The sequence below is a fragment of the Enterobacter sp. 148H3 genome (assembly GCF_034107425.1).
In the GTDB taxonomy this organism is placed as follows: Bacteria; Pseudomonadota; Gammaproteobacteria; order Enterobacterales; family Enterobacteriaceae; genus Enterobacter; species Enterobacter vonholyi.
Genome location: NZ_JAWNEI010000001.1, coordinates 406297 through 420987 on the forward strand (window position 1 = coordinate 406297; position 14691 = coordinate 420987).

Here is a 14691-nt window from a genome sequence, read left to right on the forward strand (position 1 = left end):
CACCCCGACCCTCTCCCTCGGGGAGAGGGAGAAAACAAAATGCCATAAAAAAAGCCGGAGAGAATCTCCGGCTTTTTTGTTATTTCACCTGCTGACCCGGCTTCGCGCCTTCGTCAGGGCTTAACAGGAAGATATCTTTCCCGCCAGGGCCTGCGGCCATCACCATCCCTTCAGAGATGCCGAAGCGCATTTTGCGCGGCGCCAGGTTCGCCACCATCACGGTTTGACGGCCAATCAGCACCTGCGGGTCCGGATACGCAGAACGGATGCCGGAGAAGACGTTACGCTTCTCGCCGCCCAGATCCAGCGTCAGGCGCAGCAGCTTGTCAGAGCCTTCCACGAACTCCGCGTTCTCAATCAGCGCCACGCGCAGGTCGACTTTAGCGAAATCGTCGAAGGTAATGGTTTCCTGAATCGGATCGTCTGCCAGCGGGCCGGTGACCGGTGCCGCAGCCGCTTTAACCTCTTCTTTAGACGCTTCTACCAGGGCTTCAACCTGCTTCATCTCGATGCGGTTGTACAGCGCTTTAAAGGTGTTCACCTTGTGGCCGAGCAGCGGCTGCTGGATGGCATCCCAGGTCAGTTCGGTGTTCAGGAACGCTTCGGCACGGGCCGCCAGCTGTGGCAGAACCGGCTTCAGGTACGTCATCAGCACGCGGAACAGGTTGATGCCCATAGAGCAGATCGCCTGCAGATCGGCATCGCGACCTTCCTGTTTAGCGACAACCCACGGTGCCTGCTCGTCCACATAGCGGTTTGCCAGGTCGGCCAGCGCCATGATTTCGCGCACGGCTTTACCGAACTCACGAGTTTCCCACGCGTCGCCAATGGTAGCTGCCGCGTCGGTAAAGGTTTTGTACAGGGCTGGGTCAGCCAGTTCAGCCGCCATCACGCCGTCAAAGCGTTTGGCGATAAAGCCCGCGTTACGGGAGGCAAGGTTCACCACCTTGTTGACGATGTCCGCGTTCACGCGCTGCACGAAATCTTCCAGGTTCAGGTCGATATCGTCGATGCGGGAAGAGAGCTTCGCGGTGTAGTAGTAGCGCAGGCTGTCCGCATCGAAGTGGTTCAGCCAGGTGCTGGCTTTGATGAACGTACCGCGGGACTTGGACATCTTCGCGCCGTTCACCGTCACGTAGCCGTGTACGAACAGGTTGGTCGGCTTGCGGAAGTTGCTGCCTTCCAGCATCGCCGGCCAGAACAGGCTGTGGAAGTAAACGATGTCTTTACCAATGAAGTGGTACAGCTCGGCAGTGGAATCTTTCTTCCAGTATTCGTCGAAGCTGACGGTGTCGCCACGCTTGTCGCACAGGTTCTTGAAGGAGCCCATGTAGCCGATTGGCGCGTCCAGCCAGACGTAAAAATATTTGCCCGGCGCGTTCGGGATTTCAAAGCCGAAGTACGGCGCATCGCGGGAGATATCCCACTGCTGCAGGCCGGATTCGAACCACTCCTGCATTTTGTTCGCCACCTGCTCCTGCAGCGCGCCGCTGCGGGTCCACGCCTGCAGCATCTCGCTGAAGGATGGCAGGTCGAAGAAGAAATGCTCGGAGTCACGCATGACAGGCGTGGCGCCTGAAACCACGGATTTCGGCTCGATAAGCTCGGTCGGGCTGTAGGTTGCGCCGCACACTTCGCAGTTATCGCCGTACTGGTCCGGGGATTTACATTTCGGACAGGTGCCTTTGACGAAACGGTCCGGCAGGAACATGCCTTTTTCCGGATCGTACAGCTGAGAGATGGTGCGGTTTTTGATAAAACCATTCTCTTTCAGACGGGTGTAGATCAGCTCCGACAGCTCGCGGTTTTCGTCGCTATGCGTGGAGTGATAGTTGTCATAGCTGATGTCAAAGCCAGCAAAATCAGTCTGATGCTCCTGACTCATTTCGGCAATCATCTGCTCCGGGGAGATCCCCAGCTGCTGCGCTTTCAGCATGATCGGCGTGCCGTGGGCATCGTCCGCACAGATGAAATTAACCTCGTGGCCGCGCATTCGCTGGTAACGGACCCAGACATCAGCCTGGATATGCTCCAGCATGTGGCCGAGGTGGATTGAGCCGTTGGCGTACGGCAGTGCGCACGTTACCAGAATTTTCTTCGCGACTTGAGTCATAGTAGGCATTACTTCTTTTAACTGTGAAAAGGGTTTTCGATATTACCAAAAGGGGCATTATTAAGTAAGCACAAACCACGGCCTTTCAGGTAAACTTGTTCATCTAAGGTCTTATTCACAAGAACAAAGGAGTCGGGATGAGTTCTCAATCCCAGGCCAAATCACCGGAAGCCTTACGAGCAATGGTCGCCGGGACGCTGGCTAACTTTCAGCATCCAACCCTGAAGCACAATCTCACTACGCTGAAAGCGTTACACCACGTTGCCTGGCTGGACGATACCCTGCACATTGAACTGCAGATGCCGTTCGTCTGGACCAGCGCCTTTGACGCACTGAAAGAGCAGACCAGCTCTGAGCTGCTGCGCATTACCGGCGCGAAGGCGATTGACTGGAAGCTGAGCCACAGCATTGCCACGCTGAAGCGTGTGAAAAACCAGCCTGGCGTGAACGGCGTGAAAAATATCATTGCCGTCAGCTCGGGTAAGGGTGGGGTAGGGAAATCCTCTACCGCCGTTAACCTGGCGCTCGCGCTGGCGGCGGAAGGGGCAAAGGTCGGCATTCTGGATGCGGATATCTACGGTCCGTCTATTCCGAACATGCTGGGTGCGGAAAACCAGCGTCCAACCTCGCCGGACGGCACCCACATGGCGCCAATCATGGCTCACGGTCTGGCGACCAACTCCATCGGTTATCTGGTGACTGACGATAATGCCATGGTCTGGCGCGGCCCGATGGCCAGCAAAGCGCTGCTGCAGATGCTGCAGGAGACGATGTGGCCGGATCTGGATTATCTGGTACTGGATATGCCGCCGGGCACCGGTGACATTCAGCTGACGCTGGCGCAAAACATTCCGGTCACGGGGGCCGTTGTGGTGACGACGCCGCAGGATATCGCGCTGATCGACGCCAAAAAAGGCATCGTAATGTTCGAGAAGGTGGAAGTGCCGGTGCTCGGTATCGTTGAGAACATGAGCATGCACATCTGCAGCAACTGCGGTCACCACGAACCTATCTTCGGTACCGGTGGCGCAGAAAAACTGGCCGCGAAGTATCACACCCAACTGCTTGGGCAGATGCCGCTGCACATTACCCTGCGTGAAGATTTGGACAGCGGAAAACCGACGGTCGTCAGCCGTCCGGACAGCGAATTTGCAGATATGTATCGCCAGCTGGCGGGACGCGTTGCGGCGCAGCTTTACTGGCAGGGCGAATTGATCCCGGGCGAAATCGCGTTCCGCGCGGTGTAATACCTCTTCGCTTAGTGCCGGGTGGCGGCTTCGCCTTACTCGGCCTACGAAATACGGTTTTGTAGGTCAGGTAAGCGAAGCGCCACCTGACTTTACCCAAGCCGATAATGCATCAGATAGTACTCTCCGTCCGGAGAATCACCCGTCGCCTCAATGTGCCAGCCGTGCCGCTGGTAAAACGCAATAGCCCGCGCATTCTTCACCAGACACTTAAGTGAACCCGTACTGGTAAACGTTTTCTGCACGTGTTCAAGCAACTCATGCCCGACGCCCATGCTCTGATACTGCGGATCTACAAACAGGTTGTGCAGGAAATTATCGTTCGTCCAGACGGAAGCAAAACCCAGGCGATGGCCGTTCTGCGTGGCAACCCAAATCACTTCGTCACGCGTTACCGCGTCAAAGTCTTCAAGCTGCCAGTCTGAACCGTCCAGCCATGGCCAGGCTTCACGCCGGGCGTGGAGGAAAAGCGTGCGCAGGAAAGGGCGATCGCTTTCCTGCCAGGGGCGAATCAGGATGGTATTAGCGGTGATAGAAAATATCTCCATTGTAGGCTTTGTAGATTTTGCCATCCGCATCGCCGATCAGCACATAGTTCTCGCCCATGTAGGTCCAGTGGGTTCCGGCATCCGGAGCCGGCAGGTTACGCAGCTGGTACTGTTTGATGGTGTACTCCGGCGTTTGATACTGCGCCGGCGCCGTGTCGCCAATTTTGAATTTCGTGAAGTCAGCGATGAACTCTTGTTCTTCATAGGCCTTGATGCCGGATGCCGCTTGTGGTGCTGCATTCGCCGCGCTTGCCAGAGACATCACGACACCCAGAAGCAGCCATTTACACTTAGCCATTTTTTCTCCAGTTGAACGGTTTTTAAGTTTGATTTTGCCTGTCAACAATACGGCAACCTGCCTATTTTAAATATCAGACTATGGCTTGTTCGAAAAAAAATGTAACAAAAATGAACCTACCTGATAACCGTTTTCCGTTTGGTAAGCCTCATCGATGAAATGATCTTTACCAGCAAACAGACGCGACACTTCTTTACAGCATAGTGGTGTAATGCCCGCTAAGATGACCTCCGTTAAACACGAGGTCACAATGGACAACCGCAAAATCAATCGACTGCGCCGCTGGGCGCGGGAAGGGATAATACTCGTTCTGCTGACGCTGGCCGTAGTGTGGGGTGTGGATCAATACCGAAAACCGATGCTCCCCGCCAGTTTTAGCGCAACACCGATGCAGAGCATCGAAGGCAACATTCACGATATCGCGGCGCTCAGCCAGGAGCGCCCGCTGCTGATTTACGTCTGGGCGACCTGGTGCAGCATATGCCGTTATACGACGCCCTCGGTTAATCAACTGGCAGAAGAGGGAGGGAACGTGGTGAGTATCGCCATGCGTTCTGGTGACAATGCAAAGCTTGCGCGCTGGGTTGAAAAGAAACAGCTGAAAATGCCGGTGATTAACGATGCAAACGGTGCGCTGTCGCAGGCGTGGCAGGTGAGCGTGACGCCAACGCTGGTGGTTGTGTCGAAGGGGAACGTGGTGAGTACCACAACGGGCTGGACGAGCTACTGGGGATTGAAATTTAGGATGTGGTGGGCAGGGCTGTAAAAATAACCCCTCTCCCGGCGGAAGAGGGGTGTTGTATTACTTAGCCAGAACTTCCTGCGCAGTGCGCTCAACCAGAGACAGCAGGATTTTGATATCTTCCAACGTCACGGTTGGGTTCAGCAGCGTCAGCTTCAGGCAGGTCACGCCGTTATGCTCGGTCACACCGACGTTCGCACGGCCGGATTCCAGCAGCGCGTCACCAATTTTCTGGTTCAGCAGGGCGATGCCCGCGTCATCCGTCTGCACCTGACCGCGGAAGCGGAACAGAACGCTTGCCAGCTGCGGCTGCATAACCAGTTCCAGCGCAGGCTGCGCTTTCACGTAGGCCGCAACCTGCTGCGCCAGGGTCACGCCGTGATCGATGATCGCCGCGTATTGCTCCTGACCCAGCGCTTCCAGGCTCATCCACAGCTTCAGCGCGTCGAAACGACGGGTGGTCTGCAGAGATTTGGACACCAGGTTAGGCACGCCCGCCTCTTCGTCGAACTCGGAGTTCAGGTAAGCCGCCTGATAGCGCATCAGCTCATAGTGACGCGCTTCTTTCAGCAGGAACGCGCCGCAGCTGATGGTCTGGAAGAACTGTTTGTGGAAGTCTAGGGTCACTGAATCCACCAGCTCAATGCCGTCAAGGTAGTGACGATACTGCTCAGACATCAGCAGCGCGCCGCCCCAGGCTGCATCAACGTGTACCCAGATGTTCTGCTTCGCAGCCAGTTCTGCAATCGCGCGCAGCGGGTCGATAGCACCGGCATCGGTGGTACCTGCCGTCGCGACGATCGCCAGAATCTGCTCGCCGTTCGCATTGCACTGTTCAATTTTCGCCGCCAGATCGGTCAGATCCATGCGGGAGAATTCGTCCGTTTTCACCTGCACCACGGACTGGTAGCCCAGGCCCATCAGCGCCATGTTTTTCTGCACGGAGAAGTGCGCGTTCTCGGAGCACAGTACGCGGATCTTACGCAGATCGCCTACCAGGCCGTCCTGCTGAACGGAATGACCCTGACGCGCAAAGAACGCATCGCGCGCCAGCATCAGGCCCATCAGGTTGCTCTGGGTACCGCCGCTGGTGAAGACACCCGCGTCGCCAGCCTGATAACCCACGCGGGTACGCAGCCACTCGATCAGTTTGATCTCAATGATGGTTGCGGACGGGCTTTGATCCCAGGAGTCCATACTCTGGTTAGTGGCGTTGATCAGCACTTCCGCCGCCTGGCTTACGACCAGGCTTGGGCAGTGCAGGTGCGCCACACACTGCGGGTGATGAACGGACAGGCTGTCTTTCAGGAAGAACTCCACGGCGCGTTCAATCGCCGCTTCGTTGCCCAGCCCTTTCGGGTTGAAATCCAGCTTAATACGGTCGCGCAGTTCCGCGACCGTTTTGCCCTGGTACATCTCAGGCTGTTTCAGCCACTGCATCACAGCCTGAGTGCTTTGTTCAATCGCCTGCTGGTAAGCTTCAATGCTCTGCGCAGAGGAGAACAAAATTGGGTTTGAATCAGACATCGTAATCAACAACTCCGGTTACGCCGGGCGAACGCCCGCAGCAAGCAGTGCCTGCTCAAATTTATCCAGGAAGATCTTCAGCTCTTCATCGCTGATCAGCAGAGACGGCAGCAGACGCAGAACGATACCGTTACGACCACCGCGCTCCAGAATCAGACCGGCTTCGAAGCACTTCTTCTGAATCAGTGCAGACAGCTCGCCGTCGCCCGGGAAGCAGCCCATGTGGTCTGCGGCTTCGTGTGGCTTAACGATCTCGATACCGATCATCATGCCCAGACCGCGAACGTGGCCGATAACCGGGTAACGTTTCGCCATCTCTTTCAGCTGGCTTTTCAGCCATTCGCCTTGCGCAGCCACTTTGCCTGCGATGTTCTGGTCTTTCAGGATTTTCAGCGTCGTCAGACCGGTTGCCATCGCCAGCTGGTTGCCGCGGAAGGTACCGGTGTGGTGACCTGGGGCCCATGCGTCGAACTGCTTTTTGATGCCGAGCACGGCCAGCGGCAGACCGCCACCGACTGCTTTAGACATCACGATGATGTCTGGCTCGATGCCCGCGTGTTCGAAGGCGAAGAATTTACCGGTACGGGCAAAGCCAGCCTGAACTTCGTCGAGGATCAGCAGAATTCCGTGTTCCTGAGTCACTTTACGGATGCGCTGCAGCCACTCAGCCGGAGCCGGGTTCACGCCGCCTTCGCCCTGAACCGCTTCCAGGATCACAGCTGCAGGCTTACGCACGCCGCTTTCAACGTCGTTGATCAGGTTATCGAAGTAGTAAGTCAGCGCCTTCACGCCCGCTTCACCACCGATACCCAGCGGGCAACGGTATTCGTGCGGGTAAGGCATGAACTGGACTTCTGGCATCATACCGTCAACCGCTTCTTTCGGAGACAGGTTGCCGGTCACGGACAGTGCGCCGTGAGTCATGCCGTGGTAACCACCAGAGAAGCTGATGATACCGCTACGACCGGTCACTTTTTTCGCCAGCTTCAGCGCCGCTTCAACGGCGTCAGCACCGGATGGACCGGTGAACTGCAGGCAGTACTCTTTGCCCTGACCAGGCAGCAGAGAGAGCAGGTATTCAGAAAACGCGTCTTTCAGAGGCGTAGTCAGATCCAGGGTATGTAACGGCAAGCCGCTGGTAATGACATTTTGGATGCTTTTCAGCACATCAGGATGGTTATGGCCAAGCGCAAGGGTCCCCGCGCCTGCTAAACAGTCAAGGTATTCTTTATTATCTGCATCGGTGATCCACACGCCTTCTGCTTTAGTGATGGCTAAAGGCAGTTTGCGCGGATAACTCCTGACGTTAGATTCAAACTCGGCCTGACGGGCCAGATAGGTTTCGTTGCTTTTGTGGGCATCTACGGTGTCAATACGGACTTTATCCGTCATCATATCACTCCTACAACCGCCGCTTCGTTATGAGCCACGATTGAATAAAAAGTTAAAAAACAGATGGGGGCCTGAAAAAAACGCCGCCAATATAGAGCCTTTTGCCACGGGGCTCAATGGTTAATTTGTTTACTGTTTTGTGACACGCGGCTGTAGCGAGGAAATATCCCCATTTTTAAAAAGAAAATTGCATTTTATGCCAAATAAAAACAGCGGGTTATGGCCCGTTTACCCGGTGTGTAAAGACACGGAAAAGAGTGTGACAAAACGTGCCATCGAACGGCAAAAAAGAGGGGAACGCTCCCTGTTTTTGCGTCATGGGCAAAAAAGCAGGCTTACGTTACATGCGCAACGGAATCACGCAGTAAAAATGGACTTTCTACGCGCGTGGTTTCCAGATGCTCTTCACCGTTAATAATATGCAAGGCGCTCAGGCGACCAATTTCATAGTGCGGCAGTTGAACCGTCGTGAGTGGCGGCAGGAACAATTCTCCAATACCCACCATATTGTCATAGCCGATAACGGCGACATCTTCCGGTATGCGAAGCCCTTGCCCCAGCAGCGTCTGATACACCATAAACGCGATACGATCGTTGCCGCAGATAACCGCGTCAAACCGGGGAATGCCATTCTGGATGTGAGCCAGCAACACTGACGGAATGTCGCGGTAGTGCTCATCGCCGGGTGCCATATAGCTGTGCGCCAGGCCGTCCGGATCGAGCCCCGCTTCACGGCATGCACGCTCCAGCCCCTGACGACGACGGATTGTGGCCAGATGCCCCGCAGGCAAATGCAGGCAGAGAGGGCGTCGATAACCCTGCGCGAGTAACGCCCGCACGGCGGTATATTGCCCCTGTTCATCATCGGGAATATAGCTGGCAACCTTTTCGCCGTCACTTTCGCAGTTGGCCAGCACGCAGGGAAGGGTGAGGAGTTTAGCCGGGAGAGGAACCTGACGTAGCCCCATGGTGGTGTAGATAATTCCGTCAGGCCGATGAGAGAGAAGAAGATCGACAATGGCGTCCGGGTTGTCATCGGTAAACATATTCATCACGAAGCTGTTCCAGCCGTGCATTCTGGCCGTCTCTTCAATTGACAGCGTGATCTCCACCGAAAAAGGCGTCGTCACCGTATCGAGCGCCAGTACGCCTATGGTTTTAGGCGAGGCATGCGCGCCGCGTATTTTCTTGGCGGACAGGTCAGGAACGTAGCTGGTCTGCTCGATAGCCAGCTGAACGCGCGCCAGCGTTTCAGGTTTAAGGCGCTCCGGGCTATTCAGCGCGCGGGAGACCGTCATCAGCGATACGTTAGCCAGCTTTGCGACGTCCTTCAGGGAAGCCATTTTCTTACTCCGTTAATGCTCTGCGGGAAAGGGTATACAACTAAGTCGCTGATGTAAAAGGAAGGCTGATGCACAGGCCAGGCCACATTTAATTCAGTGATGAATATTTGATCGCGATCTCATTCTATCAATGTTAACGTTAACTTTCGTGATTAACATCTTAAATTTCCGCCAAACCGTATGAGAAAGCATAAATGTTAACGTTACCATAATGTCATTACTCCAATATGAGAATGTCATGATGAAAACGCATCACTCTCACAGCTACCCTTTATTAAGCGCATTACTGTTTTTCTTTTTTGTCACATGGTCATCTTCCGGCTCGTTGCTCTCTATCTGGCTCCATCAGGAGGTGGGGTTAAAGGCAGGGGATACGGGAGTCATCTATGCCGTGCTGTCCGTCTCCGCGCTGTGCGCGCAAATCTGCTACGGCTTCATTCAGGACAAACTTGGCCTGCGCAAAAACCTGCTCTGGTTTCTGACCAGCCTGCTCATTCTTTCTGGCCCGGCCTTCCTGCTGTTTGGTTATCTGCTGCAAATTAACGTGTTACTCGGCAGTATTTTCGGTGGGATTTATATCGGGCTGACGTTTAACGGCGGAATAGGGGTACTGGAGTCCTATACCGAGCGCGTGGCCCGCCAGAGTCAGTTTGAGTTTGGCAAGGCGAGGATGTGGGGATCGCTGGGCTGGGCGGCAGCAACCTTTTTTGCCGGGCTCCTGTTTAACATTAACCCGAAGCTGAACTTCGCGGTGGCGAGCTGCGCCGGGCTGGTGTTTTTTGTTTTGCTGGCGCGCCTAAGAGTCTCTTCGGCCCCGCACGCCATGCAGGAGGCGGTATCCGGCGGTAAGGTCACGCTGGAAGATGCCTTGCGCCTGCTGACGCTACCGCGGTTCTGGGCGCTGGTGTTTTTTGTTATCGGCACCTGTATTTATGGCGTTTATGACCAGCAGTTCCCGGTCTATTTCTCCTCCCAGTTCCCGACGCTGCAGGAAGGGAACGCCATGTACGGCTATCTCAACTCCTTCCAGGTTTTCCTGGAGGCGGCGGGTATGTTCTGCGCCCCGTGGCTTGTGAATCGCCTCGGTGCGAAAAACGGCCTGATTTTCGCCGGAATGGTGATGGCGATGCGCATGGTGGCATCGGGTCTGGTTGAGGGGCCGGTATTGATCTCCATTACCAAGCTATTGCACGCGGTTGAGCTGCCCGTTTTGCTGGTCTCCATCTTTAAATACAACAGCCTGCATTTTGATAAGCGGCTCTCTTCCACCCTCTATCTGGTGGGCTTTGCCTGTACAAGCTCGGTGATTGCCTCGGTGCTGTCGCCGCTGGCAGGTTACAGCTATGAGAAATACGGCTTTGCCCAGTCCTATCTCATCATGGGTCTACTGGTCTTCACCACCACGTTTATCTCCATCTTCCTGTTGCGCTCGGGTAAGTCCTCTTCTGACCCGCTCATGCCGCAACCTTCCACCATCTGATCAAAGAGTAGAGAAATGACGTATTCCATTACGAAAGCAGAACAGGAACTTCAGTCCAGACGCGAAGGACTTAACCTGCGCTGGTATCCCCGTTACCACCTCGCTGCGCGAGCTGGCTGGATGAACGACCCTAATGGCTTGGTGTGGTTTGACGGCTGGTATCACGCGTTTTACCAGCATCATCCGTATTCGACCCAGTGGGGGCCGATGCACTGGGGCCATGCGCGCAGCAAGGATTTAGTTCACTGGGAGCACCTCCCTGTTGCGCTGGCACCGGAAGGACCAGACGACAAGGACGGCTGTTTTTCTGGCTCGGCGGTGGTGGATGGCGACACGCTGGCGCTGATCTACACCGGCCACAAATTCCACGGCGATCCTGGCGATGAGGCTAATCTCTACCAGGTTCAGTGCCTGGCCACCAGCCGTGACGGTATTCATTTTGCCCGGCAGGGAACGATCGTTGACACGCCGCCTGGACTGCATCACTTCCGCGACCCGAAAGTGTGGCGTGAAGGGGCGTGGTGGTACATGGTCGTTGGTGCGCGCGAAGGAGATACGGGCCAGGTACGTGTTTATCGATCTGCCGATCTGCGCGAGTGGCAGGACAGGGGCGTGCTCGCGGTGGCTGAAAAAGAGATGGGCTATATGTGGGAATGCCCGGACTTTTTTACCCTCAACGGTAAACGCGTGCTGATGTTTTCGCCTCAGGGGCTGGCGGCAGAGGGATTCAAAAATCGTAATCTTTTCCAGAGCGGCTACCTGTTGGGCGAGTGGCAGCCCGGCCAACCTTTTGTGCGTGAAGGGGAATTTGTGGAGATGGATCGCGGGCATGATTTCTATGCGCCGCAAAGTTTCCTGACTCCTGACGGCCGCCGCATTGTTATCGGCTGGCTGGACATGTGGGAATCGCCCCTGCCGGAACAGCAGGATGGCTGGGCGGGTATGCTTTCTTTACCGCGCGAGCTGACGCTGAGTGCGGATAACCATCTGCAAATGCGGCCAGCCAGAGAAGTTGAAGCCCTGCGCGGGGCGTGGTTCCCCTGGCCGATAAGTACACTTAATAACCAGCAGATGACGCTGGTGGAACACTGCGATGCGATGGAGGTCATTCTGCAATGGGATTGCACGAATAGCAGCGCGGAGCAATACGGCATTCGTCTCGGCGACGGCTTACGCCTCTATGTTGATGCCCAGATGCAGCGCCTGGTGCTGGAGCGACACTATCCACAGTATTGCCTGTGCGGTACCCGAAGCGTCGCGCTTAACCTGAACGACGCGCTCAGCCTGCGCCTGTTTTTTGACTGCTCTTCGGTGGAAGTGTTTGTTAACGAAGGTGAGGCGTGCCTCAGCAGCCGTATTTATCCTGATGCCGAATGCCGCGAGCTGGCGTTATTTGCCTGGACGGGAGGAGCATCGCTTATTCATGGCGGGGCGTGGCAGTTAGAGTAAATGTGTATTTAGTCATGTGCTAAAATAAAGCCCCATACAAATGGGGCTATGTAAATCTTATCAGGAGGGAGCGTAGTGCTAAGATCACATTTTTGATAATTGTGCGTTTACAACTCTCTCTTTCTCGACAACCAGCTGCATAATATAGTTACCCTTGTGCCATAAACCCTTATTTGGCTTCCAGCCTTTCGAAAGCAGATATTCAGCAGCATCAGATATTGGCTTATTCATAACGTGATCCGCTTCACCTGAAAACTGTTTAACATCGCCGCTTGCTTTGGCAGGCCTGCTGTCACAACGACCCGCAGCATCCATAACCTGAGTGCAGCCTTCAGGAAAATGCTTATGTGCTGATTGTGCAAGTTGAGCAGCATTCTCCAAAGCCTGTTTTTCTGCAGCAGCGTTAATGGCTGATGTGCGGTTTTGCTCTGCAATATAACAAGCGTCTTTACTCACCCCCTTGCTTTGACAATCCGCCATCCGTTGCGCTGGTGAGGAACACGCAGCAAGAGATAATACTGCCGCTATCATCATTAACTTTTTCATTATTGCCTCAGTAATTACAATTATAAATATAGGTGCCTAACATCAAGCCGATCCATATCCCTAATAAAATAAAAGTGAGATACAAAACAGCGGAGATAAAAATGTACTTTGTCATTTTCTTTGCGGGCAGCAATGTATTGAGTTATAGCCAGCTGATTAAAACTCATGGGCGATTTTTTTAGCTCACTGGCATTTTGTTTTAATACTGTAACATCACCATCCGTAAGATGCGGACGCCGCAACAATTTCATTGCCGTTAGATGTACCTGATGTAGAGAGGGTAGCAGCTACATTCTCAGCGAACTTATGACGGTAGCCGATTGCATAACCTTGCGCATCTTTGAAGTTGGCAGCACCGACGGCAACCGCGTTATCTGTATCAACGTAATGCAAACCAGCAAGAGAAGCAGCGCCAGCGATACCAGCACGATATTCCTTGCGATCCTCATTCTGCTGATTCTCCAGAGAAGAGAACTTAGCGTTATTTTGACTCTCTAACGCAATAATACGTGATTCATGATTCGCTAATTGTGCGCTGTGATTCTGAATCGTCGCTTCCTGTGTTTGCTGGCGTGACTGAACGGTAGCAACAGCAGCTTTATTCGCTGCGGCTACCGTTTGTGCATCGACAGCTAAAGATTGCGCATAAGCGCCCGTATTAAATGCCTGAGTCGCTTTGCCAGAGGCATCCTGAAGTGCTTGATCTTGTCTATCCTGATCGGCGTTGAAAATGCTTTTATCTACCTTACTTGCTAGCGCTTGAGTGTTGGCGTCTGCTTTGTTGTTCGCATTGGTCGCGGTGATGTCAGTTTTATCTATTCTCGTGTTTGTATCAATGATTGCTTGAGCGTTAGTAATAACGCCTTGTAAAGCCGCGTCTGCTTTATTATTAGTGTTATCAATCAATATATTCTGTTTGTTATCAGTGATTGTCTGATCTGCTTTGTAATCGTCGACTTTCTGGTTAAGGATAGCGTTAGCTTGAGTGTTAGCATTTACGCCATCTTGAGCGGTGTTAGCTGTATCTTGTGCTTTATTAATAGCTGTATTTGCTCTGTCAATATCACCCTGAAGGTTATAGATTTGCCCGTCTTGCTTAATGTTACTCCCCTCGATGTTATCAAGGTTATAGGCGGTTTTATCGGTACCCTGAATTTGAATGTGAGCACCTGGATTGTTGACGTTATCGTCAAGGTTTATGTTTGCTTCCGCAGCATTTGCGGTATTCATTGAACCAGCGAACACAAAACCAAAAACAGCGATAGCTGTTGTATTTAAATAGTTCATTTTAAAGCTCTCATCATCACTACAAGAAAAAATAAAGTAAGGGCGCTATCCTGGCGGGAAGATACAACGTCTTGTTATATCTCTAAAAATTCGATAATAAGGTTGATAATTTTGGTTTGATAACTTATTTCGTAACGTGCAGTAACTATCTATGAATGTGTAATTTTGATTATTGATCTAAATCATAAATAGCAGGAATAGCTAAACGAGTTGTTTCAGAAAAGCTCGGCCTAATAGTCTTATAATACAATAAGATAGCGATTCATAATGGATGAGAGTCAAATTAGATATAAAACACTAATACATTAAATATATTTAAGTGTTTTGATTTAAATGGGTTAATAATACACATAACAGTTTATGTAAATTTATGGTTTTTTGCCGATTATTTATTATCGAACCTTTCGTCAGCTTCGAATGAAAATAAATTCAGCTCATTTTTGTTCCGGGATATACCAGGAGAAAATATTTATGTTGAAGATTCTAGCGAAAAAGTGTTTAGGGAGATTCATAACGCGATCGCTGCCGTGATAAATCAAAACCCCTTGCGCCTGACCTGTGGCCACGGTTACACTGATTGAGAACATTGATTTAAATAAATCATTGTTTTAAAAGTATTTTGACTCGGGGTGCCCTTCTTCGTTGAAGGCTGAGAAATACCCGTATTACCTGATCTGGATAATGCCAGCGTAGGGAAGTCAGATGCCTTCCCGGTCATC

At 53.0% G+C, this 14691-nt stretch carries 12 protein-coding genes and 1 riboswitch; of the genes, 4 read left to right on the top strand and 8 right to left on the bottom strand.

Translation table 11 applies throughout. The features are described from left to right. Positions 1–79 precede the first annotated feature (79 nt). Positions 80–2113: a methionine--tRNA ligase gene (gene metG / locus USH94_RS01835; RefSeq protein ID WP_047652495.1), complete on the bottom strand. Its 2034-nt coding sequence runs from the start codon at positions 2111–2113 to the stop codon at positions 80–82. Positions 2114–2250: 137 nt separating this feature from the next. Between metG and apbC the strand changes: the two genes are divergently transcribed. Next, on the top strand, positions 2251–3360 hold the full coding sequence (gene apbC, locus USH94_RS01840) for an iron-sulfur cluster carrier protein ApbC (RefSeq protein WP_111965987.1): 1110 nt from the start codon (positions 2251–2253) through the stop codon (positions 3358–3360). Between the two features lie 92 nt (positions 3361–3452). Here apbC and USH94_RS01845 read toward each other — a convergent pair whose 3' ends face one another. Both USH94_RS01845 and USH94_RS01850 read right to left on the bottom strand, forming a co-directional pair. After that, on the bottom strand, positions 3453–3932 hold the full coding sequence (locus tag USH94_RS01845) for a GNAT family N-acetyltransferase (RefSeq protein ID WP_111965988.1): 480 nt from the start codon (positions 3930–3932) through the stop codon (positions 3453–3455). After that, the gene (locus USH94_RS01850; RefSeq protein WP_048992494.1) at positions 3883–4206 is read right to left on the bottom strand and encodes an RcnB family protein; all 324 of its coding nucleotides are present in this window, start codon (positions 4204–4206) and stop codon (positions 3883–3885) included. The genes USH94_RS01845 and USH94_RS01850 overlap by 50 nt, the downstream gene beginning before the upstream one ends. A gap of 250 nt (positions 4207–4456) precedes the next feature. Here USH94_RS01850 and USH94_RS01855 point away from each other — a divergent pair, with 250 nt between their 5' ends. Next, positions 4457–4972, top strand: a complete 516-nt coding sequence (locus tag USH94_RS01855) for a protein disulfide oxidoreductase (protein WP_111965989.1) — start codon at positions 4457–4459, stop codon at positions 4970–4972. A 36-nt stretch (positions 4973–5008) separates the two neighbouring features. Here USH94_RS01855 and USH94_RS01860 read toward each other — a convergent pair whose 3' ends face one another. From USH94_RS01860 to USH94_RS01870, 3 genes are all read right to left on the bottom strand, one after another. After that, positions 5009–6475: a pyridoxal phosphate-dependent decarboxylase family protein gene (locus USH94_RS01860; RefSeq protein ID WP_069598543.1), complete on the bottom strand. Its 1467-nt coding sequence runs from the start codon at positions 6473–6475 to the stop codon at positions 5009–5011. Between the two features lie 18 nt (positions 6476–6493). Next, positions 6494–7870, bottom strand: coding sequence for a diaminobutyrate--2-oxoglutarate transaminase (locus USH94_RS01865; RefSeq protein WP_047624397.1), 1377 nt, complete (start codon positions 7868–7870; stop codon positions 6494–6496). A gap of 332 nt (positions 7871–8202) precedes the next feature. Further along, entirely contained in the window at positions 8203–9210 is a 1008-nt protein-coding gene (locus USH94_RS01870) for a LacI family DNA-binding transcriptional regulator (protein WP_111965990.1), read from the bottom strand. 238 nt (positions 9211–9448) lie between these two features. On the opposite strand from USH94_RS01870, the gene USH94_RS01875 reads away from it, so the two are divergent. Further along, positions 9449–10690, top strand: a complete 1242-nt coding sequence (locus USH94_RS01875; protein WP_111965991.1) for an MFS transporter — start codon at positions 9449–9451, stop codon at positions 10688–10690. Positions 10691–10705: 15 nt separating this feature from the next. Next, entirely contained in the window at positions 10706–12139 is a 1434-nt protein-coding gene (locus tag USH94_RS01880; RefSeq protein ID WP_111965992.1) for a glycoside hydrolase family 32 protein, read from the top strand. Between the two features lie 84 nt (positions 12140–12223). On the opposite strand, the gene USH94_RS01885 is transcribed toward USH94_RS01880, so the two are convergent. Further along, on the bottom strand, positions 12224–12685 hold the full coding sequence (locus USH94_RS01885) for a hypothetical protein (protein ID WP_111965993.1): 462 nt from the start codon (positions 12683–12685) through the stop codon (positions 12224–12226). 213 nt (positions 12686–12898) lie between these two features. Further along, complete coding sequence (locus tag USH94_RS01890) at positions 12899–13972, bottom strand: YadA C-terminal domain-containing protein (RefSeq protein ID WP_111965994.1); 1074 nt, start codon at positions 13970–13972, stop codon at positions 12899–12901. Between the two features lie 615 nt (positions 13973–14587). Beyond that, a riboswitch (TPP riboswitch) is annotated at positions 14588–14685 on the top strand. Positions 14686–14691 lie beyond the last annotated feature (6 nt).

Excerpts from the sequence above, each read along its gene's own strand:
- metG (WP_047652495.1), bottom strand. The coding sequence starts at position 2,113 with ATGACTCAAGTCGCGAAGAAAATTCTGGTAACGTGCGCACTGCCGTAC.
- apbC (WP_111965987.1), top strand. The coding sequence starts at position 2,251 with ATGAGTTCTCAATCCCAGGCCAAATCACCGGAAGCCTTACGAGCAATG.
- USH94_RS01845 (WP_111965988.1), bottom strand. The coding sequence starts at position 3,932 with ATGGCAAAATCTACAAAGCCTACAATGGAGATATTTTCTATCACCGCT.
- USH94_RS01850 (WP_048992494.1), bottom strand. The coding sequence starts at position 4,206 with ATGGCTAAGTGTAAATGGCTGCTTCTGGGTGTCGTGATGTCTCTGGCA.
- USH94_RS01855 (WP_111965989.1), top strand. The coding sequence starts at position 4,457 with ATGGACAACCGCAAAATCAATCGACTGCGCCGCTGGGCGCGGGAAGGG.
- USH94_RS01860 (WP_069598543.1), bottom strand. The coding sequence starts at position 6,475 with ATGTCTGATTCAAACCCAATTTTGTTCTCCTCTGCGCAGAGCATTGAA.
- USH94_RS01865 (WP_047624397.1), bottom strand. The coding sequence starts at position 7,870 with ATGATGACGGATAAAGTCCGTATTGACACCGTAGATGCCCACAAAAGC.
- USH94_RS01870 (WP_111965990.1), bottom strand. The coding sequence starts at position 9,210 with ATGGCTTCCCTGAAGGACGTCGCAAAGCTGGCTAACGTATCGCTGATG.
- USH94_RS01875 (WP_111965991.1), top strand. The coding sequence starts at position 9,449 with ATGATGAAAACGCATCACTCTCACAGCTACCCTTTATTAAGCGCATTA.
- USH94_RS01880 (WP_111965992.1), top strand. The coding sequence starts at position 10,706 with ATGACGTATTCCATTACGAAAGCAGAACAGGAACTTCAGTCCAGACGC.
- USH94_RS01885 (WP_111965993.1), bottom strand. The coding sequence starts at position 12,685 with ATGAAAAAGTTAATGATGATAGCGGCAGTATTATCTCTTGCTGCGTGT.
- USH94_RS01890 (WP_111965994.1), bottom strand. The coding sequence starts at position 13,972 with ATGAACTATTTAAATACAACAGCTATCGCTGTTTTTGGTTTTGTGTTC.